The sequence below is a fragment of the Rathayibacter sp. AY1H3 genome (assembly GCF_002932015.1).
The window spans coordinates 1-23,794 of sequence record NZ_PSUU01000049.1 but is presented as its reverse complement, the minus strand read 5'-3'; the positions used below and the strand labels follow the sequence as shown (position 1 = coordinate 23,794).

Sequence of the window (23,794 nt, the reverse complement as noted above, 5' to 3'; positions counted from 1 at the left end):
CGGAGCCGGCGGTCGGCCGCTCGATGACCACGTCGAGCCAGGACTCCGCGACGCCGTCCAGCATCCCGGCGCCCCACTCCACGACGACCACCGCGCGCGGCTTCGCGCTGACCGCGATCATCACCGGGTTCGCCGGCATCGCCGTCTCGCTGATCTACCTGGCGGTCTTCCTCGTCTTCGTCGTGGTCGCCCTCGCCGCCGGCACCTCCGGCTACTGAGCCGGCGCGGGCCGCTCGACGCGCTCCGCGAGCAGCGCGCGGTGGCGCCCGGCGATCCGCGTCAGGATCAGCACCGCGCTGCCGGTGCCGGAGAGGCCCAGCCGCTTGCGGAAGCGGGCGGGGTCGACGTCCACCCCGCGCTTCTTGATCTCGAGCACGCCGATGCCGCGGGTGCGCAGCTCTTTCGCCAGCGTGCGCTCGTCCAGCGGCAGCTCGGCGAGGACTCGGAAGCTGCGGAGGAAGGGCGAGGCGGCCGCATGGTCGCCGGTCAGGTAGGCGATGCCGGGCGAGAGCATCCGCGAGTCGCTGGAGCGCGCGAGCTCGCCTAGAAGGCGCGCGCGGATTGCGGAACCGTCCGGCTCGTGCACGAACGCGCCGAGGGGGCCGACCTCCTCGTCCTCGCTGTCGCCCGCCGCGGTGAGCTCGGAGGAGCCGGTCGCGCCGAGCAGCAGAGCGGAGCGGCGCACGCCCGGGCGCGCCAGAGAACCGAACCAGAGCCCGGTCTCGACCAGCTCCCCGTCGACCGAGACCCACTGCGCCTCGGCGTCCCGCGGCAGGCGCTCGCGGTCGAAGCCGGGACCCACCTTCACGCCCACGGGACGATGCTCGGCCAGGCCGAACGCGAAGTCGAGCGAGGGGGAGTAGTCGTCCGGATCGTCGAGCCGGCGGGTCTCGCGGTGGCCCGCCGTGCGGCGTGCCGGGTCCAGGTAGACGGCGTCGAAGCCGTCGAGGTCGAAGGCCTCGGCCGTCGAGTGCACGGCGCTCGCCGCGGGGAACGGGGCGAGGTTGAAGCTGGCCAGGGTCGCGGTGACCTCGTCGGCCTCGACGGCGGTGACCGCCAGGTCGATCGCGGCCATCGCGAGGGCGTCGCCGCCGATCCCGCTGCCGAGGTCGGCGACGCGCGCCGCTCCCGCCGCGGCGAACCGGCCGGCGTGCAGGGCGGCGACGCGCAGCCGCGTCGCCTGCTCGAGTCCCGTGTCCGTGAAGAGCATCGAGCGGGCGAACTCTCCGAACTTCGCCTCCGCCTTCTGCCGGAGCCTCGCCTGGGTGAGCACCGCGGCGACGAGGACGGGGGAGTGGCCGGCGGGACCGGGACGGAGCCGTGCTGCTCGTCGGAGCCGGGGCCGGGACGGGTGCTGTCGTCGCTCATAGCGCGAGTCTAGCCAGCACCCGGGCGGCGGCGGAGGGGTTCCGTCCGCTCACGCGGGCAGGTAGCCGCCGTCGCGCAGGTCGCCGACGAAGGCCGTCCAGGCGAGGTAGGCGATCACCGCGAGGACGATCGCGAGGTAGCCCAGCACGAAGCCGGCGACCGCGAGACCGCGGCCGCGCTGTCCGGAGCGTCGGGCCTGGGCGAAGCCGATGTGGCCGAGGACGATGGCGGCGGGCGCCAGCCCCAGCAGTCCGCACACCAGAGCCGCGACCGCGAGCGGATTCATCGGCGGGCGGCGGGGCGGGAGACCGGGGTAGGGATCGGCGGCGGCCGTCGGCGGCGGGTAGGCCGCCGACGGCTCGCCGAGCGGAGGGGCGAACGGCGCGGGCGCCGGTCCGGTCTGCGGTCCGGGCGCGGTGTCGTCGGTCACGGTGTCCTCCTGGTGGTGCGGGCGCCCCCGAGCCTCGGAGGCGTGTCGATCAGTACCCGGTCGAGGGCATGGTCGCCGCGATCGAGAAGAGCGCGACGAACGAGATGATGGTGATGATGATCGCGACGAAGCCGATGATGACGGCGGCGAGGGCGAGGCCGCGGCCCTTCTCCCCCGTGCGCTTGATCTGCGACAGGGCGATGAAGCCCAGCACGATGCCCACGATGGAGACGAAGAACGAGGCGATGAAGCCGATGATCGCCAGGATGTTGTAGCGGTCGGACGCGGGCGTGTACGGAGTGGTCATGGAATCCCCCAGGGTCAGGAACGAGCAGATGCGGCCAAGAGTGGCAGTGGCACGATCCGCCTGTCAAAAAGCTGGACGGCGCTTGCGCGGCCCGGCCGCCGCCCGGTAGAGGCCTCAGCGGACCTGGATCTCGGTGACCGGGAGGGTCGAGTCGGCCCCGAAGCCGAGCCCCGACGGCGGATGCCCCGCCTCGATCAGCTGCGCCGCCAGTGCGGCGATCATCGCGCCGTTGTCGGTGCAGAGCGAGAGCGCCGGGATCCGCAGGGTCACTCCCGCGGCCGCGCACCGCTCCTCCGCCAGCGCGCGCACCCGGGCGTTGGCGACCACGCCGCCGCCGAGCAGGAGGCGCGGCACGCCCCGGTCGCGGCAGGCGGCGAGCGCCTTCGTGAGCAGGACGTCGGCGACCGCCTCGCGGAAGCTCGCCGCGACGTCGGCCACGGGCACCTCCTCCCCCGCGTCCTGGCGCTTCTCGACCCAGCGGGCGACCGCGGTCTTCAGCCCTGAGAACGAGAAGTCGTAGCGGTGGCGCTCGAGGTCCTTCGGCAGGCTGAGCCCGCGGGGGAAGCGGATCGCCTTCGGGTCCCCGTCCGCCGCCACCCGGTCGATCTGCGGTCCGCCCGGATAGGGCAGGCCCAGGACTCGCGCCACCTTGTCGAAGGCCTCGCCGGCGGCGTCGTCGATGGTCTCGCCGAGCAGCTCGACATCCGACACCAGATCGCGCACGTGCAGGAGCGAGGTGTGCCCGCCCGAGACCAGCAGCGCGATCGTCGGCACCTCGACGGGGCTGCCCTCGCTGCCGTCGGCCCGGAGGACGTCGGCTCCCACGTGGCCGACGAGGTGGTTCACGGCGTAGAGCGGCAGGCCGAGCGAGACGGCGAGCGCCTTCGCCGCTCCGACGCCGACCATGAGGGCGCCCGAGAGCCCCGGTCCGCTGGTGACCGCGATCGCGTCCAGGTCGCCGAGCGCGACACCGGCCTCGGAGAGCGCCGCGTGCAGGGCGGGCTCGAGCGCCTCCAGGTGCGCCCGGGCGGCCACCTCGGGCACGACGCCGCCGTAGCGGGCGTGCTCCTCCATCGAGGAGGCGATGGTGTTCGAGAGCAGCGTCGTGCCGCGGACGATGCCGATCCCCGTCTCGTCGCAGCTGGTCTCGATGCCGAGGACGAGGGGTCCGGTGCTCACGGGGTCTCCTGGGTCGGGGTCGGCGGCAGGCGCATCACGATCGCGTCCACTCCGTCGGGCTGGTAGTAGGCGGGGCGGACGCCGATCTCCTCGAAGCCCTCCGAGCGGTAGAGGGTCTGCGCGGCGGGGTTGTCGGCGCGGACCTCGAGGAAGACCTCGCGGGCGCCTCGCTCGCGGGCCGCCTCGAGGAGCGCGCGCAGCAGTCGACGGCCGAGGCCGGTGCGGCGGACCCGGGCGACGACCGCGATCGTCTGCACGTCGCCCTCGTGAGCGCCGACGGGGCAGAGGAGCCCGGCGTAGCCGACCACCTCGCCGTCCTGCTCGGCGACCAGGTACCGGGTGTGACGGCTCCGGATCTCCTCCGCCATCATCCCGCGCGACCAGGCGTCGCCGGCGAACTCGGACTCCTCGATCGCCATGACGGCGTCGAGGTCGTCCGCCTGCGCGTCGCGGAGCACGGCCTCGCTCATGCGGTCACCCGCTTGGGGCCGGCCGACAGCGTGACGTCGGGCGAGCGGAGGTAGAGGGGCTCGTCCGCGGCACCGGGCCGACCGGCCGCGCGCAGGCGGGCAGCCACGACTCCGAGCTCGCCGGCGGAGACCGACTCGGCCTCCAGGCGCGGGAGCTCCGGATGCGGGAGGGCAGGCGGCTTGTCCAGGCCCGGGCCGGCGAGGCGGACGGGGAGCCCCTGATCGTCGAGCCCGTCGTAGGCGCTCCAGTACAGCTCTCGGCGGCGGGCGTCGGTGACGACGAGGAAGCCCGCGGCGCGCCCGTGCCGCAGCGCGGCGAGAGCGATCGCGTCGTGCGAGACCACGGGGAGGGTGGGGACGCCGCGGCCGAGCGCGAAAGCCCGGGCGGCGGCGATCCCGACCCGGAGGCCGGTGAAGGGGCCGGGGCCCATGCCCACGGCGACCGCCTCGATGCCCCCGGGAGCCACGTCCGCCGCCTCGAGCGCCTCCTGGATCAGCCGGCCGACCACCTCCGCGTGGCGCATGGTGTCGGTCTCGGTGCGCTCCGAGCGCACGGCGCCCGCGGAGTCGACGACGGCGACGGAGGTTCCGGAGGAGGTGTCGATCGCGAGGAGCACGCGTCCAGGGTACCCGCGGGCTCAGCTCCAGCCGGTGCCGCGGAAGCGGACGGTCCGCGGCTCGATCGGCTCCTCGCCCTCCTCGGCGTCGGAGCCGGCGGTCGGCCGCTCGATGACCACGTCGAGCCAGGACTCCGCGACGCCGTCCAGCATCCCGGCGCCCCACTCCACGACGACCACCGAGCGCGCCGGATCGAGGTCGAGGTCGTCGAGCTCGACCGGCGAGCCCACGCGGTAGGCGTCGACGTGCACGAGCGGCGGCCCGTCGTGCAGCGGCGGGTGCGTCCGCGCGATCACGAAGGTGGGGCTCGTCACGGGACCCCGCACGTCGAGGCCCTCGCCGAGCCCGCGCGTGAAGGTCGTCTTGCCCGCGCCGAGCGGCCCGGTCAGCACCAGCAGGTCGCCGGCGCGCAGCACTCGGCCGAGCTCGCGGCCGAGCTCCGCCATGGCCTCCGGATCGGCGACCTCGACGACGCGGTCCGCGAACCAGGAGCGCTCAGGCACGGCCGTCCGCCGCGCTCAGCAGCCGCCGCTGGACCCGCGGCCCGAGCCGGGTGACCAGCTCGTAGTTGATGGTGCCGCACCACCGCGCCCACTCGTCTACCGAGGGGACGCCGGTCGTCGGGTCGCCCCAGAGCGTCACCGGGTCGCCCGTCGCGACGCTCGCATCCCCCACGTCGACGACGAACTGGTCCATCGCGACCCGCCCGGCGATCCGGTGGCGGCGGCCGCCGATCGAGACCTCCGCGACGCCGGAGGCGCTCCGCGGGATGCCGTCCGCGTAGCCGAACGGCACGAGCGCGAGGGTCGTCCCGCCCTCGGCCCGCCAGGTGTAGTCGTAGCTCACGCCGGTCCCGTGGGGCACCCGGCGGACGCCGGCGACGCGGCCCTGCAGCGTCATCGCCGGGACGAGCCCGAGCTGGAGCGAGGTCTCGTCCTCGAACGGCGAGAGTCCGTAGAGGGCGATGCCGCTGCGCACCATGTCGAGGCGGGCCTCCGGGAGGCGCAGCGCCGCCGCCGTCGCCGCGAGGTGCAGGACCGGCGCCTGCACCCCGTGCGCCGCCAGCACGGCCTCGGCGCGGCGGAGGAGCGCGAGCTGGGCGAGGTCGTCCTCGCGCGAGGTGTTGGACAGGTGCGAGAACAGCCCGGTGAGGTGGACGGTGCCGCGAGCGCTGTGACGGGCGAGCGCCTCCGCCAGGTGCGGCCACTCCTCCTCCGCGGCGCCGTTGCGACTGAGGCCCGTGTCGACCTTGAGCTGCACGGCCGCGCGCACGCCGCGGTCCTCCGCCGACTGCGCGAGCGTGTCGAGCTGGTCGACCGAGGAGACGGCGACGTCGATCGAGTGCTCGAGCGCCGCGTCGAAGTCCTCGCCGGGGTCGTGCAGCCAGCAGAGGATCGGAGCGACGACGCCTGCCTCGCGCAGGGCCACGGCCTCCCGCAGCTCCGCGGTGCCGAGGGCGTCCGCGCCGCCGTCGAGCGCCGCCTGCGCCGCGGCCAGGGCGCCGTGCCCGTAGCCGTTGGCCTTGACGACGGCCATCAGCCGGCGGGCGCCGGTGAGCTCGCGCAGACGCGCGGCGTTCGCCGCCATCGCGTCGACGTCGATCACCGCCTCTCGGTACGACGCGGGGACGCTCACGACTCTGCCACCACGAACGCGCAGGCTACGCCCGCGTCGTGCGTCATCGAGAGGTGCACGCGCGTGATCCCGCGCGCCTCCGCGGCCGCCCGGGCCGGGCCGTGCAGCGCGAAGGACGGATTCCCGTGCTCGTCCCGCTCGACGACCATGTCGTGCCAGCGGGCGCCCACGGAGTCGCCGAGCGCCTTGATCAGCGCCTCCTTGGCGGCGAAGCGGCCCGCCAGCGAGGCGACGGGGAGCGAGCGTTCGCTCTCGGCGAACAGCCGGTCGCGGAGCCGGGGCGTGCGCGTCAGCGAGCGCTCGAAGCGCGCGAGGTCCACGACGTCCACCCCGATCCCCACGATCACGGCTCGATCACTCGACCGTGACCGACTTGGCGAGATTGCGCGGCTGGTCGACGTCGAGGCCCTTGGCGGCGGCGAGCTCCATCGCGAACATCTGCAACGGGGTGACGGCGAGCAGCGGCTCGAACAGCGGGTCGGCGAGCGGGATCGGCACGACCTCGTCGGCGATCTGGATCGCGGCCGTGTCGCCCTGCTCCGCGATCGCGATGACGCGGGCGCCGCGGGCCTTGATCTCCTGGATGTTCGAGATCACCTTGCGCTGCAGCTCGTACGACTCGCTCGGGCTCGGCACGATCACGAAGACGACCTGGCCCGGCTCGATCAGTGCGATCGGGCCGTGCTTGAGCTCGCCCGCCGCGAAGCCCTCGGCGTGGATGTAGGCGAGCTCCTTGAGCTTCAGCGCGCCCTCGAGCGCCACCGGGTAGCCGACGTGGCGGCCGAGGAACAGCACCGCACGGGTGTCGGCCATCCAGCCGGCCAGCTGGGCGATGTCGTCGGAGGCGTCGAGCACGCGGGAGAGCTTCTCCGGGATCGCGGCGAGCTGAGCCGCCTGCGAGGCGACGAGCTCGGTGGAGGCGGCACCGCGCACCGCGGCCAGGTGCAGCCCGAAGAGGTAGAGCGCCGCGATCTGAGCGACGAAGGCCTTGGTCGAGGCGACCGCCACCTCCGGGCCCGCGTGCGTGTAGAGCACGGCGTCCGACTCGCGCGGGATCGTCGCGCCCTGGGTGTTGCAGACCGAGAGCGTCTTGGCGCCGTGCTCGCGGGCGTACTTGACCGCCATCAGCGTGTCCATCGTCTCGCCGGACTGGCTGATCGAGACGACGAGGGTGCGCGGGGTGAGCACCGGGTCGCGGTAGCGGAACTCGTGGCTGAGCTCGACCTCGACGGGGACGCGCGCCCACTTCTCGATCGCGTACTTGGCGACCATGCCCGAGTAGGCGGCCGTGCCGCAGGCGATGATCGTGATGCGGTCGATCTCCGTCAGCACCGGGCCGAGCGCGTCGAGCTCCGGCAGCGTGATCGCGCCCTCGTGGATGCGGCCGCGGAGCGTGTTCGCGACGGCCTCGGGGCCCTCGGTGATCTCCTTGGCCATGAAGCTCGACCAGCCGCCCTTCTCGGACGCCGACGCGTCCCAGGCGATCTCGAACGGCTCGGTCTCGACGGGGTTGCCGAAGAAGTCGGTCACCGTGACGAGCTCCGGGGTGATCGTGACGATCTGGTCCTGGCCGATGGCGACCGCGCGGCGGGTGAACTCGACGAACGCCGCGACGTCGGAGCCGAGGAAGTTCTCCCCGTCGCCCAGGCCGATCACGAGCGGCGAGTTGCGGCGCGCGCCGACGACCACGCCGGGCTGGTCCTGGTGCAGGGCGAGCAGGGTGAACGCGCCCTCGAGGTGCGCGACGACGGCCTGGAAGGCGAGCACGAGGTCGCCGGTGCGGCGGTACTCGCGGGCGATCAGGTGCGCGGCGACCTCGGTGTCGGTCTCGCTCTCGAAGACGGCGCCCTCGGCGAGCAGCTGCTCCTTGAGCGGCTGGAAGTTCTCGATGATGCCGTTGTGGATGACGGCGAGCCTGCCCTCGTCCGCGAGGTGGGGGTGGGCGTTGCGGTCGGTCGGGCCGCCGTGCGTCGCCCAGCGGGTGTGGCCGATGCCCGTGGTGCCCTCGGCCAGCGGGTGCGCTTCGAGGTCGTCGACGAGGACGCTGAGCTTGCCCGAGCGCTTGCGGCTGTCGAGCTGCCCGTCGGCGTCGATCACGGCCACGCCGGCCGAGTCGTAGCCGCGGTACTCCAGACGCTTCAGGCCCCCGAGCAGCACGGCCAGGCTGTCGCGCTCACCGACGTATCCAACGATTCCACACATGCGCTCGATTCTAAGCGGCGCGGAGGCGCCTCCCGCGGCGTCGGGCACCCGGCGGGGCGGACGCTAGGATCGGTCCCCATGCCGTCGTCTCCTCGCGATCCCGCTCGCGACGCGCACCCCTCCCCCTTCGTCGAGATCGTCCGCTCCGACTGGGCCGAGCTCGCCCGCACCACGGAGCTGCCGCTGTCGGAGACCGAGGTCGTGCAGCTGCGGGGGCTGGGCGACCGGCTGAGCCTGACCGAGGTCGCGGAGGTCTACCTGCCGCTCTCGCGCCTGCTGAGCCTGTACGCCGGTGGCGCGCGGCACCTGCACCGCGCGACGAGCACGTTCCTCGGGGAGCGCGCGCAGCCGACTCCGTTCGTGATCGGCGTCGCGGGGTCGGTCGCGGTGGGCAAGTCGACGATCGCGCGCCTGCTGCGGGAGCTGCTCGCCCGCTGGGAGGACACGCCCCGCGTCGAGCTGGTGACCACCGACGGCTTCCTGCTGCCCAACCGCGAGCTGGAGCGCCGCGGTCTGATGAGCCGCAAGGGTTTCCCCGAGTCGTACGACCGGCGGGCGCTGCTGCGCTTCGTCTCGGAGGTGAAGGGCGGGGCCGCGGAGGTGCGCGCGCCGTTCTACTCGCACCTCTCCTACGACATCGTCCCCGACGCCGAGATCGTCGTGCGGCGGCCGGACGTGCTGATCGTCGAGGGCCTGAACGTGCTGCAGCCGCCGGTGCCCGGTCACGGCCTGGCGGTCAGCGACCTGTTCGACTTCACCGTCTACGTCGACGCCCGGACCAGCGACATCGCGCGCTGGTACGAGGAGCGCTTCCTCACCCTGCAGCAGGGCGCGTTCGCGAATCCGAACTCCTACTTCCACCGCTACGCGGCGCTCAGTCCGGACGAGGCCCGTGAGCGCGCGCGGAGCATCTGGGCCGCGATCAACGAGCCGAACCTGCTGCAGAACGTGCGCCCCACCCGCTCCCGCGCAAGCCTGGTCCTCCGCAAGCAGGCCGATCACACGGTCTCCTCGGTCCTCCTCCGCAAGATCTGACCGCGCCCCCGGTCGCTGTTCGCCGCCGCGCGCACCGCGCAGCCACCGACCTCCTCGAACCCCTCCACCGCAGGATCGGTGCAGGCTCGGGACCACCCGCGAGCCGTCGGCGGGAATCGCGTGCCAAGCGATTCACGCGCGGCGAACGCGCCCCGCTCTACCCATCGCAACCACCTCGCGAAGCCGACCGCGAGGGGCCGCGCAGGGAGCGGCCCCTCAACGAACACAGCCGTCGTGGGAATCGCGTGCCAAGCGATTCCCGCGCGGCGACCGCGACACGCTCCGCCCGCGCAACCCCCTCGCGAAGCCGACCGCGAGGGGCCGCGCAAGTAGCAGCCCACCAACGAACACAGCCGTCAGCGAGAATCGCGTGCCAAGCGATTCACGCGCGGCGACCGCGACCCGCTCAACCCAGCGCGACCACCTCCACAAGCCGACCGCGAAGGGCCGCGCAGGGAGCGGCCCCGCAACGAACACCGCCGTCGTGGGAATCGCGTGCCAAGCGATTCACCCGCGGCGAACGCGCCCCGCTCCACCCATCGCAACCACCTCGCGAAGCCGACCGCGAGGGGCCGCGCAGGGAGCGGCCCCGCAACGAACACAGCCGCGTGCCAAGCGATTCACCCGCGGCGAACGCGCCCCGCTCCACCCATCGCAACCACCTCGCGAAGCCGACCGCGAGGAGCCGCGCAGGGAGCGGCCCAACCCACGAGCCGTCGTGGGAATCGCGTGCCAAGCGATTCACCCGCGGCGAACGCACCCCGCTCCACCCATCGCGACCACCTCCCCAAGCCGACCGCGAGGAGCCGCGCAGGGAGCGGCTCCTTAAGAACGCAGCCGCTCGAGCACGACCGCGGCGAGCGATTCGGCGAGGCGGTCGGCCGTCTCCTGCGTCTTCGCCTCGACCATGACGCGCACCATCGGCTCGGTGCCGGAGGGGCGCAGGAGCACGCGGCCGTCGCTGCCGAGCTCGGCGGTGGCGTCGGCGACGGCGGAGGCGATGACCTCGTCGTCGCGGACGCCCTCGCGGTCGACGCCGCGCACGTTGAGGAGGGTCTGCGGGAAGACGGACATGACTGCGGCCAGGTCGGCGATCGTGCGTCCGGTCCGGGCCATCTCGGCCGCGAGCTGGAGGCCGGTGAGCACCCCGTCGCCGGTGGTGGCGTAGCGGCTCATGATGACGTGGCCGGACTGCTCCCCGCCGAGCGAGTAGCCGCCGTCGTTCATCGCCTCGAGGACGTAGCGGTCGCCGACCGCGGTCTCGATGACGCGGATGCCGGCGGCGCGCATGGCGAGCTTGAGGCCGAGGTTGCTCATGACGGTGGCCACGAGGACGTCGTCGCGCAGGGCGCCGCGGCGGGCCATGGCTGTCGCGAGGATCGCCATGATCTGGTCGCCGTCGACGATGCGGCCCTCCGCGTCCACTGCGAGGCAGCGGTCGGCGTCGCCGTCGTGGGCGATGCCGATGTCGGCGCCGGCCGCGCGGACGGCGTCGGCGACGTTGTCGAGGTGGGTGGAGCCCACTCCGTCGTTGATGTTGAGGCCGTCGGGGTCGTTGCCGATGACGGTGACGGTCGCTCCGGCGTCGGTGAACACTTGGGGCGAGATGCCGGCGGCGGCGCCGTGCGCGCAGTCGATGACCACGTGCAGGCCGTCGAGACGGGTGCCCTCGAGGGATCCGAGCAGGTGGAGGACGTAACGGTCCTCCGCGTCGGAGAAGCGGGTGATGCGGCCGACGTCGGCTCCGGTCGGCGTGAGCGGGGGGACTCCGAGGGCCGCTTCGATGCGGTTCTCGAGCTCGTCCGGGAGTTTGCGTCCGCCTGCGGCGAAGAACTTGATGCCGTTGTCGGCGGCGGGGTTGTGCGAGGCCGAGATCATCACGCCGAAGTCGGCGTTCTCGTCGGCGATGAGGTAGGCGGTGGCGGGCGTCGGGATGACGCCGGCGTCGAGCACGTCGACTCCAGCGCTCGCGAGACCCGCCGCGACCGCGGCTCCGATGAACTGCCCGGAGATGCGGGGGTCGCGGGCGAGCACGGCGACTGGCCGACGGCCCTCGGCCCGGGCGGCCGCTCCGAGTACACGGGCGGCCGCCTGGGCGAGGCCGAGAGCCAGGTCGGCCGTGACCTCGCGATTAGCGAGGCCACGGACGCCGTCTGTTCCGAACAGGCGCGGCATGGTGCGCAGTCCCTTCTCGAGCTGCTGGTCGTGCGGCCGTCAGGCCGCGTCGACTAGCGCTTCGAGAACTGGGACGCCTTGCGGGCCTTCTTGAGACCGGCCTTCTTGCGCTCGATGACGCGGGCGTCGCGGGTCAGGAAGCCCGCCTTCTTCAGGATCGCGCGGTTGTTCTCGCGGTCGATCTCGTTGAGTGCACGGGCGATGGCGAGGCGCAGCGCGCCGGCCTGGCCGGAGGGGCCGCCGCCGGTGATCTTGGCGACCACGTCGTAGGAGCCGATCAGGTCGAGCACCTTGAAGGGGTCGGTGATCAGCTGCTGGTGCAGCTTGTTGGGGAAGTACTCCGCGAACTCGCGGGCGTTGACGGTCATGCCGCCGTTGCCGGGGACGAGGCGCACGCGGGCGATGGCCTGCTTGCGTCGGCCCACGGCTGCGCCGGAGACGTTGAGGACGGCGCGGGGCGTCGTGGACGCCTCGGTGGCCGGGCTTTCGGTGGAGTAGCTCTCGGGAGCCACGTCGATCTGGTCTGCGATCTTCGCCACGGTGTAGGTGATCCTTTGTCTTCGAAGTCTGGGGTGTCGGGGAGGGCCGGAGCCTACTGGGCGACCTGGGTGAAGGCGTACGCCTGCGGCTGCTGGGCCGCGTGGGGGTGCTCGGATCCCGTGTAGACCTTCAGCTTGCGCAGCTGGGCGCGGCCGAGGGAGTTCTTGGGGAGCATGCCGCGGATGGCCTTCTCGACGGCGCGGACCGGGTTCTTCTCGAGGAGCTCGGCGTACGTGGTGGCCGAGAGGCCGCCCGGGTAGCCGGAGTGGCGGTAGGCCTTCTTCTGGAGGAGCTTCTGGCCGGTGAGGGCGACCTTCTCCGCGTTGACGATGATGACGAAGTCGCCCATGTCCATGTGCGGCGCGAAGGTGGCCTTGTGCTTGCCGCGCAGGAGCGCCGCGGCGTGGGTGGCGAGACGGCCGAGCACGACGTCGGACGCGTCGATGACGATCCAGTCGTGCTGGACGTCAGCCGGCTTCGGAGAAAAAGTGCGAGTCACGTGAGTGCTGCTTTCTGGTCGGAGTGAGGTGTTCGTGGATCCCGCTCCGTGGCCGTTCGACCCTCGAGGGGGACGAACCGATCCGGTGGAGGGCTCAACTTCGGGCGCTCGGCACACGGCCGAAAACACCAAGGGTCGACATTACAGCAAAGCCCTCGTGCGGCCAAGCACGGATCGTGGCGGCAGGGGCTCCGGCAGCGGGAGGTGCGACCCGAGCCGCCACGGGTCGCGGGGCGTGGGCGCGCGCCCTCGCCTCACTCCGAGTCCTCCGGGTCCGGCCCCTCGGTCCGCACGGTGCGCTTCGCGCGGGTGAGCAGGGCCCGCTCGGCGAGCGCGTCGTCCTCGGGGTAGTCGACCTCGCGGAGGATGAGGCCGCGGGCCGGCATCACCGCGAACGCGTTGGTCCGTCTGGCGGCGTCGCGGAGCAGCGGGACCGCCCCCGCCTCGAGCTTCCCGGCGCCGACCGCGACGCACGCCCCCACGAGGGCCCGCACCATGCTGTGGCAGAAGGCGTCCGCGCGCAGGTGGGCGTGCAGGACTCCGTCGGCGTCTCGCTCCCAGGTGAAGTCGAGCAGGCTCCGGATGGTGGTGGCCCCTACGCGGGCACGGCAGAACGACGCGTAGTCGTGCAGGCCCAGGAGCGAGCGGGCCGCGGCCGACATCGCGTCGAGGTCGAGGGAGTCGGTGATCCAGGTGGTGTACGTGCGGTCGAGCGGGTGGCGCATCGAGGAGGCGTCGGCCAGCCGGTACTCGTACCGCCGCCAGCGCGCCGAGAACCGCGCGTCGAACCCCTCCGGCGCCTCCGTCACCCGGTGCACCGAGACGTCGGTGTACTGCCCGAGGATCCCGCGGAGCCGCCGCTCCAGGATCGACGCGGGCGGGAACGGCTCCTCCCCCGGTCGGCGCCGGCCGGTGCTGATGCGGCCCCACTGCTCGGGGGTGAGGTCGACGTGGGCGACCTGGGCGCTGGCGTGCACGCCGACGTCGGTGCGCCCGGCGACCGTCACGGTCGGGTGCTGCTCGGAGCGCAGCACCAGGGCGAGCGACTCCTCGAGCACCCCCTGCACGGTGCGGAGGCCGGGCTGCTTGGCCCACCCGGAGAAGTGCGAGCCGTCGTAGGCCAGGTCGAGGCGGACGCGGTGGAGCATCAGACGAGTCTAGAGCGCGCCGTGGTCGCGGCTCAGGCGACCGCGAGCGGGACGTCGACGGCCGCCAGGGCCGAGACCGCCTAGCCGACCAGCGTCGACTGCTCGCCGACCGAGGAGACGATCCGCGCCTCCCAGCCGCCTGCGAGCACGGCCAGCTCGGAGGGAGCGGAGGCGATGCCCTGCATGCCCAGCGAGACCGGCACGGCGCCGAGCGCCTCGCCCGCACCGGTGAAGGTCTCGACGAGGGGCCCGCGGTGCAGCGTCAGCACGACGACCGGGTCGCCGCCGTCGACGGCGTAGGAGCACGTGTCTCCCGCGGCGGTGATCGACACGGTGCCCGCCGTCGAGCCGGCCTCCTGCTCGACCAGGGAGGCGGGGAGAGCGGTCGCGCAGTCCACGCCCTCGCTCGACGGCACGGAGGGCACGGAGGACACGGTCGGTGCGGCCGACGGCACGGGGGTCGTGCTCGCGAGACCCGCCGACTCCGGCACGTCGATCACCTCGCCGGAGGCGCAGCCGCTCACTCCGCCCGCGAGTGCCAGGGCGAGGAGCGCCGCAGCGGCCGAGGAGCGCAGTCGCACAGGAGTCCTCCGAGGATCGTCGGGGCGGACCCCGGGAGCGCCGGTCGTGACGCGGCCGCACCCGACGAGCGCAGCCGTGCCATCCTAAGCGACGATTCGCGCCACTCGGCCCCGTGGAACGACGAGAGCCCCCCGCCCCGGAGGGGACGGAGGGCTCTCGGGAGAGGGGGCGTGACTACTTGGTCGCGCCGGTCTCCTCGACAGGAGCGTCCTGCGCGGCGTCCTCGACGGGAGCGTCCTGCACGGGCGCCTCCTCGACGGGGGTCTCCTCGGCAGTGGGCTCCTCGGCGGGGGCCTCGTCCACCGGAGCGGACACGGGCGCCGTGGCGGTGCGCGACTTCTTCGCCTTGGGCGTGACGGGCTCGAGGACGAGCTCGATCACGGCCATGGGCGCGTTGTCTCCCTTGCGGGGGCCGATCTTGGTGATGCGGGTGTAGCCGCCCTCGCGCTCGGCGACGAGCGGAGCGATCTCGGTGAAGAGCTCGTGGACGACCGACTTGTCGCCGATCGTCGCGAGGACGCGACGGCGGGCGTGCAGGTCGCCGCGCTTGGCGAAGGTCACCAGGCGCTCGGCGAGCGGACGAAGGCGCTTGGCCTTGGTCTCGGTCGTCTTGATGCTCTTGTGCGTGAACAGGGCCGCGGCCAGGTTCGCCAGCAGCAGGCGCTCGTGTGCGGGTCCGCCTCCGAGGCGGGGGCCCTTGGTGGGCTTGGGCATGGGTTTACTCCAGTACTAAAGGGGTGTCAGCAGGTCGGACGCGAGGAGCCGGGGCTCCGGAGCGGAGGACCTAGATGCTCTCGTCGTCGTAGCTGTAGAAGTGGGCGCCGTCGAACCCGGGGACCGAGTCCTTGAGCGACAGGCCGAGCTCCGTCAGCTTCTCCTTGACCTCATCCACCGACTTCTGACCGAAGTTGCGGATGTTCATGAGCTGCGTCTCCGAGAGGGCGACGAGCTCATTGACGTTGTTGATGCCCTCGCGCTTGAGGCAGTTGTAGCTGCGCACCGAGAGGTCGAGGTCCTCGATGGGCATGGACAGCTCGGTCGAGAGGACCGCGTCGACCGGCGCGGGGCCGATCTCGATGCCCTCGGCCGCGTTGTTCAGCTCGCGGGCGAGACCGAACAGCTCGGTCAGCGTGCGTCCGGCGGAGGCGATGGCGTCGCGCGGCGAGATCGCGGCCTTCGTCTCCACGTCCACGACCAGGCGGTCGAAGTCGGTGCGCTCGCCGGCACGGGTGGCCTCGACGCGGTAGGTGACCTTCAGCACGGGCGAGTAGATCGAGTCGACCGGGATCTGGCCGGCCTCGGAGAACTCGCTGCGGTTCTGGGTCGCCGAGACGTAGCCGCGGCCGCGCTCGATCGTGAGCTCGAGCTCGAACTTCGCCTTGTCGTTCAGCGTGGCGATGACGAGCTCCGGGTTGTGGATCTCGACACCGGCCGGAGCCGAGATGTCCGCGGCGGTGACCTGGCCGGCTCCCTGCTTGCGCAGGTAGGCGGTGATCGGCTCGTCGTGCTCGGAGGAGACGACGAGTCCCTTGATGTTCAGGATGATCTCGGTGACGTCCTCGCGGACGCCCGGGACGGTCGTGAACTCGTGCAGGACTCCGTCGATCCGGATGCTGGTGACAGCGGCGCCGGGGATGGAGGACAGCAGGGTGCGACGCAGCGAGTTGCCGAGCGTGTAGCCGAAGCCGGGCTCGAGGGGCTCGATGACGAAGCGGGAACGGAACTCCGAGATGTTCTCCTCGGTGAGCGTCGGACGCTGTGCGATAAGCACTGATGATTCCTTTCGATCACGTGTCCGCTATATGACACGTGCGTTTGCGAGGTGTGGAGTTGTGAAAGAAATGCGCGATCCGTCGGCCGGCCGCACTCCCCGCCCGGAGGCGGTTCGTGCGGCCGGCCGACGGCTGCGAGTGCTGCTTAGACGCGACGACGCTTGGGCGGGCGGCAGCCGTTGTGCGCCTGCGGGGTGACGTCGTTGATCGAGCCGACCTCGAGGCCTGCGGCCTGGAGCGAGCGGATCGCGGTCTCACGACCCGAGCCGGGGCCCTTCACGAAGACGTCCACCTTCTTCATGCCGTGCTCCTGAGCCTGGCGCGCGGCCGACTCGGCGGCGAGCTGGGCGGCGAACGGCGTCGACTTGCGCGAGCCCTTGAAGCCGACTCCACCGGACGAGGCCCAGCTGATGACGGCCCCGGAGGGGTCGGTGATCGAGACGATGGTGTTGTTGAACGTCGACTTGATGTGGGCCTGGCCCACAGCGATGTTCTTCTTCTCCTTGCGGCGCGGCTTGCGCGCGGCCGACTTGGGGGTAGCCAATTCTGTATCTCCTCTAGGTCCGTGTCGCCCGCGTTACTTGCGGCCGGCCTTCTTCTTGCCGGCGACGGTGCGCTTGGGTCCCTTGCGGGTGCGCGCGTTCGTCTTGGTGCGCTGTCCACGGACCGGGAGGCCGCGACGGTGGCGGAGGCCCTCGTACGAGCCGATCTCGACCTTGCGGCGGATGTCGGCGGCGACCTCGCGGCGGAGGTCGCCCTCCACCTTGTAGTTGCCCTCGATGTAGTCGCGGAGCGAGACGAGCTGGTCGTCGCTGAGGTCCTTGACGCGGATGTTGCCGTCGATCCCGGTGTCGCTCAGGGTCTTGAGCGCGCGAGTGCGGCCGACACCGTAGATGTAGGTCAGTGCGACCTCCACGCGCTTCTCGCGCGGGATGTCTACTCCTGCCAGACGTGCCATTGTGGCTTCTCCTGTGAGTGAGTGGAGGTGTGAAGCAGCACCGGTGCCTCGGCCTCCGACCGAAGGTGTCCTCGCCGTCCACCCCGGGGTCGCCGGGGTGCTGCGCGATTTCTGGTGCTGCGGGTGTGTTCAGTTGTGCAGTGGGGGCGGCACGCCGCCCCTGCGCTCCCTCGCGGAAGCAGCGGGACTAGCCCTGGCGCTGCTTGTGGCGGGGGTTGCTGCTGCAGATGACCATCACGTTGCCGTGGCGGCGGATGATCTTGCAGTGGTCGCAGATGCGCTTGACGCTGGGGTTGACCTTCATTGTTCTTGTCCTTGTTTTCGCTGGCGTCGTGCTCCCGGCGGATGCCGGGGCCGTTCCTTACAGGACACGCACGTCGCGAACGTCAGCGGAGCGAACGCCTACTTGTAGCGGTAGACGATCCGGCCGCGGGTCAGGTCGTAGGGGCTCAGCTCCACGATCACCCGGTCCTCGGGGAGGATCCGGATGTAGTGCTGACGCATCTTGCCCGAGATATGGGCGAGAACTTTGTGTCCGTTGGTCAGCTCCACGCGGAACATCGCGTTGGGGAGCGCCTCGACAACCGCACCTTCGATTTCGATGACACCGTCTTTTTTGGCCATAGCCTCACTGTCGTTCGGAAGTAGTGTGTGTACTGGTCGTGCGAATGTTTCCGCGACGAGCCACCACCGGGCGAGAGCCCGGATCGGGGTTCGCGGGCATGCCGGAGCACGCGCAAAACACCAAGGGTCGATGCTACGCGAATCGCGGCCGTTCCGCCACCTCGGGCGTGTCGCCCCCTCCTCCGCCTCCGCGCCCGACGCGCGCCCCCTGCCGGGCCCCGCGTCCGCCGCCGCCTAGGCTGGCTCCGTCGAGCCGGAGGGAGAGCACATGGCGCGCACGACGAGGTCAGCGACCGCGAGGCGGAGCTGGTACTCGCACCCGGTGGTGACGATCCTGGCGGCGATCGCGGTCATCGCCCTGGTGCAGACCTTCTTCGTGAAGGTGTACACGGTGCCGACCGGCTCGATGGAGAACACCCTTCAGGGCGGCGGATTCTTCGGCGACCGCATCCTGGTCGACCGCACCCTCGCCCTCCAGGGCGGGCCGGAGGAGGGCCAGATCGTCGTCTTCTCGCGCGACGCCGACTGGGGCGCGAGCGACGAGGCCGGCAGCCCCCTCTCCGAGATCGTGAAGACGTTCGGCGACGTCACCAGCATCGGCCCCTCCCACGAGGAGTTCCTCGTCAAGAGGCTGATCGCCGAGGGGGGCCACACCGTCTCCTGCTGCGACGCCGACGGGCACGTGCTGGTCGACGGGAAGCCGCTGGACGAGTCCTACGTGTTCGAGGACTTCCCCTTCACCCCCGGGACCCTCGACTGCACGACGAGCCCCGCGTCCCTCCGCTGCTTCGACGAGTACACCGTCCCCGAGGGATCCCTCTTCGTCCTGGGCGACCACCGGTCGAACTCCAACGACTCGCTCGGCGAGTGCCGCGGCGCCGGCGGGCCGATCGACACGTGCGTGAAGACCGTGCCGATCGACAGGGTCACCGGACGCGTCTTCGCCGTGGCCTGGCCGCTCACCCGCTGGCGGCTGTTCTAGCGCTCCACCCGAGCCGCCGCAGACGACGAGGTCCCCCGCCGGAAGCAGGGGACCTCGTCGTCGTTCACCGCCGTGCGGCCACGGGACTAGCCGCGGACGACCGCCACGACCCGGTCGAAGAGCGGGTGCTCGGCCGTGAGGCCGGTGACCTCCGCCACGAACTCCTCCGGGCTGAGCGCGGCCAGCTTCTCGTGGAGCTCCACGCTCTGGGGGTCCTCGGGCACGTCGAAGCGCAGCGCGGCGCCGATCGCGGCGAGCAGTCCCTCCGGCGTGCGCCCGCGCTCGGCGAGCTCGGCCGCCGGTCCGATGAAGCGCTCGTGCCGCGACAGCTTCCGCAGCGGCTGGCGTCCCACCCGGTCGACCGTGTCGGTCAGGTACGGATTCGCGAAGCGCTTCAGCGTCTTCTCGAGGTAGGCCTGCTGCTCCTCGTCACTGAAGCCGTGCTTGGCCACGATGAGCGCCTTGGTGTCCTCGAGCGCGGCCTTGACCGCGTCGTGCACCTCGGGCATCGCCAGCGCGTCGGAGAGCTTGTGCGCTCCGGCCGCGAAGCCGGTGTAGGCGGCCGTCGCGTGGCCGGTGTTCACGGTGAAGAGCTTCCGCTCGATGAACGGCTCGAGGTCGTCGACCCAGGTCGCGCCCGGGATCTCCGGCTCGGTGCCCTCGAAGGGAGTGCGGTCGACGACCCACTCGAAGAAGCTCTCCACCGTCACGTCCAGGCCCTGGCCCGGGTCCTGGTTCGGGACGATGCGGTCCACCGCGGTGTCGGCGAAGACGGCGCGGGTGCGCAGGCGCTCCCACTCGTCCGCGCCGAGGTTCGCGGCGACCTCGGTCTGCAGGAGGCGCGTGGCGTTGATCGCGTTCTCGCAGGCCATGACCGCCAGCCGCGGCGCCGACTCGTCGCGGGCGGCGAGGCCCTTCGCGATCACGGGGGCGACGAAGCGCAGGATGTTCGGGCCGACGGCCGTGGTGACGATGTCGGCGGCGGCGATCTCGCGGACGAGAGCCTCCTCGTCGGCGGCCGAGTCGATCGCGCGGAAGCGGTCGACGACGTGCGTGGCCGCCTCCTCCCCCACCTCGTGCACCTCGTAGCTGTCGGCGGCGGCGAGGCGGCCGATCAGCTCGGAGTTGACGTCGGCGAAGACGAGCTCGTAGCCGGCGCCGTGCAGGATCAGGCCGACGAAGCCGCGGCCGATGTTGCCGGCGCCGAAGTGGACGGCGGTGGGCATCAGGAGTTGACCTCGCCCAGCAGGCTGTAGAGCGACTGCGCGTCCGGGGCGTCGAGGAGCTTCTGCACCTCGTCCTCCTCCGAGAAGATGATCGCGATCTTGGAGAGGATCTCGAGGTGCTCATTGTCGACGCCGGCGATGCCGACGACGAAGCGCACCTCGTTGCCGTCCCAGTCGATCGGCTGCGCATAGCGCACGAACGAGAGGGCGGAGGAGCGGATCTCGTCCTTCGCGTCGTTGGTGCCGTGCGGGATGGCGAGCAGGTTGCCCATGTAGGTCGAGACGGTCGCCTCGCGGGCGAGCATGGCCTCGTAGTAGGCGGGGGTGACCGCGCCGACGCCGACCAGTATGTCGGCGGCCTCCTTGATGGCGGCCTCCTTCGTGGTGGCGGTGCCGGAGGCGTCGATCTGTCCGATGGTGAGCACGTCGCTCATGGGGTGCGTCCTTCCGTGGAGGTGCTGACAGCGAGGGAACCCGCAGGGGCGAGCGGAGCGTGTCCGCTCTGTCGCACCCTACGGGTTCCCTCCGAATGGTTGGCGTACTACTTGCCGTGCTGCTCCGCGACCAGCGAGACGACCTCGTCGTACTTCGGGCTGTTCATAAAGTTGTCCACGGAGACGTGGATGGCGCCCGGGGTGCGCTGGCGGGCGCGCTCCGTGAGCTCGGCCTGGGTGATGACCAGGTCCACGTCGTCCTCGAGAGCGGCGATCGCCTTGTTGGTGACCGTGACGTCCTCGAAGCCCGCCTTCTTCATCTTGTTCCGCAGCACCGAGGCGCCCATCGCGGACGAGCCCATGCCGGCGTCGCAGGCGAAGACGATGTTCCGGACCTGGGTCGCGGTGGCCGTGGCTCCCGCGGTCGAGGCGCCGGCCGAGTCCTGCGGAGCGTTGGCGCCGCGGGCGTTGATGAGCGAGCCGACGGCGCTCTCCTTGCCCTTGTTCGCCTCGTTGGCGGCGACGGCGGCGGCGAGCTTGTCGTCGCCCTCCTGCTCCGCGGCCAGGTCGCGCTTGCGGCCGGACCGGATGATGACCGAGGCCACCAGGAACGACACGGCGGTCGCGAGGATCACAGAGAGGATGACGCCGAGGAAGCTGTCGTTCGCGGTCTGCAGGAGCACCGCGATGATCGAGCCGGGCGAGGCGGGGGCGCGGAGGCCGGAGTTGAACGCGACGTTCGTCGCGACACCGGTCGCACCGCCGAGGATGACGGCCGCGAGCAGCGCCGGCTTCATCAGCACGTACGGGAAGTAGATCTCGTGGATGCCGCCGATGAAGTGGATGATCGCCGCACCGGGAGCGGAGGCGCGGGCCGCGCCGACGCCGAAGAACGCGAAGGCCAGGAGCACGCCCATGCCGGGGCCGGGGTTGGCCTCGAGGAGGAAGAGGTAGGACTTGCCCGCCTCCTCCGCCTGCTGGACGCCCAGCGGCGTGAGGATGCCGTGGTTGATGGCGTTGTTCAGGAAGAGGATCTTCGCCGGCTCGATGAAGAGCGAGGTCAGCGGGAGCAGGCCCGCGTTGACCAGGAACTCCACGCCCGCACCGAGGGCGGTCGAGAGGCCGACCACGAGCGGCGCGACGCCCGCGAAGGCGAGGAGCGCGAGGAGGAGGCCGAGGATTCCGGCGGAGAAGTTGTTGACCAGCATCTCGAAGCCGGGCTTGATCTTGCCGTCCCAGATCGAGTCGACCTTCTTCATGAGCCACGCCGACAGCGGGCCCATGATCATGGCGCCGATGAACATCGGGATGCCGGCGCCGACGATGACGCCCATGGTCGCGATGGTGCCGACCACGCCTCCGCGGGCACCGTAGACCATGCGGCCGCCGGTGTTCGCGATGAGGAGCGGGAGGAGGTAGGTGATCATCGGGGCGACGAGGCCGGTGTTGACCACGTCGGGATCCGTGCTCCAGCCGCCGAACTGCTGGACCCAGGTGGCGTCGATGCCGAGGAGCGGGAGCCATCCGGTCTGGATGAAGAGGGCCGTGATGAAGCCCCAGGCGATGAAGGCCGCGATGTTCGGCATGACCATTCCCGAGAGGAAGGTGCCGAAGCGCTGGACGTGGACGCGCGCTCCACCGCGCGTCGACGTCGCTGACGTCGTTGTCATGTGGTGTGTTCTCCGATTTCTAGGGGCGGGCGGGCGGGACGCTCCTGAGGCGTCCCGGCTCCCGAGTGGCGGGGTGGTGCAGGGGGGTGGGGCTGGGATTTGGGATCAGGAGGCGGCGATCGCCTCGGTGACCGCGGAGCGGGCGTCGGCGGCGCTGTCGGCGGCGAGAGCGAGCTCCGCGTACCGCTTGGCGTCCTCGAGGGTGTGCTCGGCCAGCTCGGCGCGGACGTCGGCGAGAGCCGACGGCGACATCGAGAGGGTGGTGGCGCCGAGGCCGACGAGGACCACGGCGAGCAGCGGGTCGGCGGCGGCTTCTCCGCAGATCCCGACGGGCTTGCCCAGCGCCGCTCCCGCGCGGCCGACCTCGCCGACGAGGCGGAGCACGGCCGGGTGCCACGGGTCCTGGAACGCCGAGACCGTACCGAGCATGCGGTCGGCGGCGAGCGTGTACTGGGTCAGGTCGTTGGTGCCGATCGAGGCGAAGTCCGCGACTCCGAGGATGCGGTCGGCGAGCAGGGCGGAGGAGGGGACCTCCACCATCACTCCGGCGGTGCGGATGCCGAGCTCCCGCGCCATCGAGGTGAAGTAGCGGGTCTCGTCCACGGTCGCGACCATCGGCGCCATGACCCAGAGGTCGGCGTCGGTCGCGGCATCGGCCTGGGCGAGGGCGGTGAGCTGGTCGCGGAGGATCTGCTCGCTGGCGCGGAGGGCGCGCAGTCCGCGGAGACCGAGGGCCGGGTTCTCCTCGTGGTCGTCATTGAGGAAGCTCAGCGGCTTGTCGGCGCCGGCGTCGAGCGCGCGGACGACGACCTTGCGGCCGGGGAACGCAGCGAGCAGGCGCGTGTACTGCTCCGCCTGCTCGGCGACCGAGGGCGCCTCCTTCGCGTCGAGGAAGAGGAACTCGGTGCGGAACAGCCCCACTCCCTCGGCGCCGAGCTCGACCGCGTTCGCAGCGCCGTCGGCCGAGCCGAGGTTCGCGAGCAGCGGCACGGCGTGGCCGTCTGCCAGCGCGCCGGGAACGACCGGTGCGGCGAGCATCTCGGCGCGCTCGGCGATCGAGGACTTCGCGGCGCCGATCTCGGCGTCCGAGGGGTTCACCGTCACGACGCCGGAGGTGGCGTCGAGGATGACGAGCTGGCCGTCCCGCAGGTCGAGGGCGCCGGTGGTGCCGACGATGGCGGTGATCGACTTCTCCCGGGCGAGGATCGCCGTGTGCGAGGTCGGTCCTCCGTCGCTGGTGATCAGACCGAGGACCTTCTCGAGGTCGAGCAGCGCCGTGTCGGCCGGAGCGAGGTCACGGGCGACGAGCACGAACGGCTCGTCCGACTCGGGGACGCCGGGAGCGGCGACGCCGCGCAGGTGCGCCACGACGCGCTGCGAGACGTCGTCGAGGTCGGTCGCGCGCTCGGCCATGTAGCCGCCCATCGCCACGAGCAGGTCGCGGAAGCCGGCGAAGGCCTCGTGCACGGCGCGCTCCGCGGTCTTGCCCCCGGCGATCCGCGCCTTGACGTCGTCCGCGAGGGACGGGTCCTCGGCCATCAGGGCCTGGGCGTCGAGGACGTCCTTCGCCGAGCCGCCGGCCCGCTCGCCGCGGTGGCGGATCGTCGCGGCGGTGGCGGAGAGCGACGAGACGGCGCGCTCCTCCTCCTGGGCGACGCTGCGGGTGCTGGCGGTGTCCTCGGGCTCGGGCAGCGGCTCCGGCATGCGCAGGACCGGCCCGAGGGCCAGCCCGCGTCCCACTCCGGTGCCCTGGAGCTTGGCGGAGGCGTAGGCGGTCTGAGGAGTGGACAGCGTCATGGGTGCTCGTTCCTGTCGTGCGGAGTGCGGGCGGGAGAAGAGGAGGCGGGGGCCGGAGGGGTCCCCGATGCCCCGGGCGACGCGGTCGACGGCGATCGCGATGTGGAGGAGGACGCTGTTCACGCCGTAGTCGTTGATGTAGT

Annotated in this window: 27 protein-coding genes and 1 pseudogene; 3 read left to right on the top strand and 25 right to left on the bottom strand. The window is 71.9% G+C overall.

What is annotated here, in order from left to right; genetic code table 11:
• Positions 1-218, top strand: a 218-nt coding sequence (locus tag C5C33_RS18680) for a hypothetical protein (protein ID WP_219814956.1), incomplete at its 5' end; no start/stop codon positions are given.
• Here the strand turns inward: C5C33_RS18680 and C5C33_RS15650 are convergent.
• The 10 genes and pseudogenes from C5C33_RS15650 to glmS all read right to left on the bottom strand — a co-directional run.
• Positions 212-1,327: pseudogene (locus tag C5C33_RS15650) on the bottom strand (SAM-dependent methyltransferase); the annotation flags it as partial. The gene C5C33_RS18680 and the pseudogene C5C33_RS15650 overlap by 7 nt on opposite strands.
• Before the next feature lie 90 nt (positions 1,328-1,417).
• Complete coding sequence (locus tag C5C33_RS15645) at positions 1,418-1,798, bottom strand: DUF4190 domain-containing protein (RefSeq protein WP_104234159.1); 381 nt, start codon at positions 1,796-1,798, stop codon at positions 1,418-1,420.
• Between the two features lie 49 nt (positions 1,799-1,847).
• Entirely contained in the window at positions 1,848-2,105 is a 258-nt protein-coding gene (locus C5C33_RS15640) for a DUF4190 domain-containing protein (protein ID WP_104225014.1), read from the bottom strand.
• A gap of 114 nt (positions 2,106-2,219) precedes the next feature.
• Complete coding sequence (gene tsaD / locus C5C33_RS15635; protein WP_104225013.1) at positions 2,220-3,284, bottom strand: tRNA (adenosine(37)-N6)-threonylcarbamoyltransferase complex transferase subunit TsaD; 1,065 nt, start codon at positions 3,282-3,284, stop codon at positions 2,220-2,222.
• Positions 3,281-3,754, bottom strand: coding sequence for a ribosomal protein S18-alanine N-acetyltransferase (gene rimI / locus C5C33_RS15630; RefSeq protein ID WP_104234156.1), 474 nt, complete (start codon positions 3,752-3,754; stop codon positions 3,281-3,283). Before rimI ends, tsaD begins: the two co-directional genes overlap by 4 nt.
• Positions 3,751-4,371, bottom strand: coding sequence for a tRNA (adenosine(37)-N6)-threonylcarbamoyltransferase complex dimerization subunit type 1 TsaB (tsaB, locus tag C5C33_RS15625; protein WP_104225011.1), 621 nt, complete (start codon positions 4,369-4,371; stop codon positions 3,751-3,753). The genes rimI and tsaB overlap by 4 nt, the downstream gene beginning before the upstream one ends.
• Positions 4,372-4,392: 21 nt before the next feature.
• Positions 4,393-4,818, bottom strand: a complete 426-nt coding sequence (gene tsaE / locus C5C33_RS15620) for a tRNA (adenosine(37)-N6)-threonylcarbamoyltransferase complex ATPase subunit type 1 TsaE (RefSeq protein ID WP_104225016.1) — start codon at positions 4,816-4,818, stop codon at positions 4,393-4,395.
• 49 nt (positions 4,819-4,867) lie between these two features.
• Entirely contained in the window at positions 4,868-5,977 is a 1,110-nt protein-coding gene (gene alr, locus C5C33_RS15615; RefSeq protein ID WP_258064185.1) for an alanine racemase, read from the bottom strand.
• 26 nt (positions 5,978-6,003) lie between these two features.
• The gene (locus C5C33_RS15610) at positions 6,004-6,354 is read right to left on the bottom strand and encodes a holo-ACP synthase (RefSeq protein ID WP_104225009.1); all 351 of its coding nucleotides are present in this window, start codon (positions 6,352-6,354) and stop codon (positions 6,004-6,006) included.
• Positions 6,355-6,361: 7 nt separating this feature from the next.
• The gene (gene glmS / locus C5C33_RS15605; protein ID WP_104227413.1) at positions 6,362-8,209 is read right to left on the bottom strand and encodes a glutamine--fructose-6-phosphate transaminase (isomerizing); all 1,848 of its coding nucleotides are present in this window, start codon (positions 8,207-8,209) and stop codon (positions 6,362-6,364) included.
• A 78-nt stretch (positions 8,210-8,287) separates the two neighbouring features.
• On the opposite strand from glmS, the gene coaA reads away from it, so the two are divergent.
• Positions 8,288-9,244: a type I pantothenate kinase gene (gene coaA / locus C5C33_RS15600; protein WP_104234153.1), complete on the top strand. Its 957-nt coding sequence runs from the start codon at positions 8,288-8,290 to the stop codon at positions 9,242-9,244.
• An 825-nt stretch (positions 9,245-10,069) separates the two neighbouring features.
• On the opposite strand, the gene glmM is transcribed toward coaA, so the two are convergent.
• The 11 genes from glmM to infA all read right to left on the bottom strand — a co-directional run bounded on the left by glmM (position 10,070) and on the right by infA (position 17,542).
• Positions 10,070-11,419 (bottom strand): phosphoglucosamine mutase, encoded by a 1,350-nt coding sequence (glmM, locus tag C5C33_RS15595; RefSeq protein WP_104248196.1) that lies wholly within the window; start codon positions 11,417-11,419, stop codon positions 10,070-10,072.
• Between the two features lie 53 nt (positions 11,420-11,472).
• Complete coding sequence (rpsI, locus tag C5C33_RS15590) at positions 11,473-11,958, bottom strand: 30S ribosomal protein S9 (protein WP_104225004.1); 486 nt, start codon at positions 11,956-11,958, stop codon at positions 11,473-11,475.
• A gap of 53 nt (positions 11,959-12,011) precedes the next feature.
• Entirely contained in the window at positions 12,012-12,458 is a 447-nt protein-coding gene (gene rplM / locus C5C33_RS15585) for a 50S ribosomal protein L13 (RefSeq protein ID WP_104225003.1), read from the bottom strand.
• Between the two features lie 254 nt (positions 12,459-12,712).
• Positions 12,713-13,606: a tRNA pseudouridine(38-40) synthase TruA gene (locus C5C33_RS15580; protein WP_104261555.1), complete on the bottom strand. Its 894-nt coding sequence runs from the start codon at positions 13,604-13,606 to the stop codon at positions 12,713-12,715.
• Positions 13,607-13,686: 80 nt separating this feature from the next.
• On the bottom strand, positions 13,687-14,187 hold the full coding sequence (locus C5C33_RS15575) for a hypothetical protein (RefSeq protein ID WP_104261554.1): 501 nt from the start codon (positions 14,185-14,187) through the stop codon (positions 13,687-13,689).
• 175 nt (positions 14,188-14,362) lie between these two features.
• Positions 14,363-14,902: a 50S ribosomal protein L17 gene (gene rplQ / locus C5C33_RS15570; protein WP_104251133.1), complete on the bottom strand. Its 540-nt coding sequence runs from the start codon at positions 14,900-14,902 to the stop codon at positions 14,363-14,365.
• 70 nt (positions 14,903-14,972) lie between these two features.
• Complete coding sequence (locus C5C33_RS15565) at positions 14,973-15,959, bottom strand: DNA-directed RNA polymerase subunit alpha (protein ID WP_104224999.1); 987 nt, start codon at positions 15,957-15,959, stop codon at positions 14,973-14,975.
• 146 nt (positions 15,960-16,105) lie between these two features.
• On the bottom strand, positions 16,106-16,504 hold the full coding sequence (rpsK, locus tag C5C33_RS15560; RefSeq protein ID WP_055787170.1) for a 30S ribosomal protein S11: 399 nt from the start codon (positions 16,502-16,504) through the stop codon (positions 16,106-16,108).
• 33 nt (positions 16,505-16,537) lie between these two features.
• Complete coding sequence (rpsM, locus tag C5C33_RS15555; protein WP_068251511.1) at positions 16,538-16,918, bottom strand: 30S ribosomal protein S13; 381 nt, start codon at positions 16,916-16,918, stop codon at positions 16,538-16,540.
• 187 nt (positions 16,919-17,105) lie between these two features.
• A complete protein-coding gene (rpmJ, locus tag C5C33_RS15550) occupies positions 17,106-17,222 on the bottom strand; it encodes a 50S ribosomal protein L36 (RefSeq protein ID WP_055787164.1) in 117 nt (38 codons plus the stop codon).
• A gap of 98 nt (positions 17,223-17,320) precedes the next feature.
• Positions 17,321-17,542, bottom strand: a complete 222-nt coding sequence (gene infA / locus C5C33_RS15545) for a translation initiation factor IF-1 (RefSeq protein WP_022883252.1) — start codon at positions 17,540-17,542, stop codon at positions 17,321-17,323.
• Between the two features lie 268 nt (positions 17,543-17,810).
• Here infA and lepB point away from each other — a divergent pair, with 268 nt between their 5' ends.
• Positions 17,811-18,524 (top strand): signal peptidase I, encoded by a 714-nt coding sequence (lepB, locus tag C5C33_RS15540; protein ID WP_104251134.1) that lies wholly within the window; start codon positions 17,811-17,813, stop codon positions 18,522-18,524.
• An 86-nt stretch (positions 18,525-18,610) separates the two neighbouring features.
• Here lepB and C5C33_RS15535 read toward each other — a convergent pair whose 3' ends face one another.
• The 4 genes from C5C33_RS15535 to ptsP all read right to left on the bottom strand — a co-directional run bounded on the left by C5C33_RS15535 (position 18,611) and on the right by ptsP (position 23,558).
• Entirely contained in the window at positions 18,611-19,750 is a 1,140-nt protein-coding gene (locus C5C33_RS15535) for a mannitol-1-phosphate 5-dehydrogenase (RefSeq protein WP_104261553.1), read from the bottom strand.
• Positions 19,750-20,184 carry a PTS sugar transporter subunit IIA gene (locus tag C5C33_RS15530; protein ID WP_104261552.1) on the bottom strand — a complete coding sequence of 145 codons (435 nt, stop codon included), beginning with the start codon at positions 20,182-20,184 and terminating at the stop codon, positions 19,750-19,752. Before C5C33_RS15530 ends, C5C33_RS15535 begins: the two co-directional genes overlap by 1 nt.
• A gap of 107 nt (positions 20,185-20,291) precedes the next feature.
• Positions 20,292-21,854: a PTS mannitol transporter subunit IICB gene (locus tag C5C33_RS15525; RefSeq protein WP_104224995.1), complete on the bottom strand. Its 1,563-nt coding sequence runs from the start codon at positions 21,852-21,854 to the stop codon at positions 20,292-20,294.
• A 105-nt stretch (positions 21,855-21,959) separates the two neighbouring features.
• The gene (gene ptsP / locus C5C33_RS15520; protein WP_258069271.1) at positions 21,960-23,558 is read right to left on the bottom strand and encodes a phosphoenolpyruvate--protein phosphotransferase; all 1,599 of its coding nucleotides are present in this window, start codon (positions 23,556-23,558) and stop codon (positions 21,960-21,962) included.
• Between the last annotated feature and the right edge of the window lie 236 nt (positions 23,559-23,794).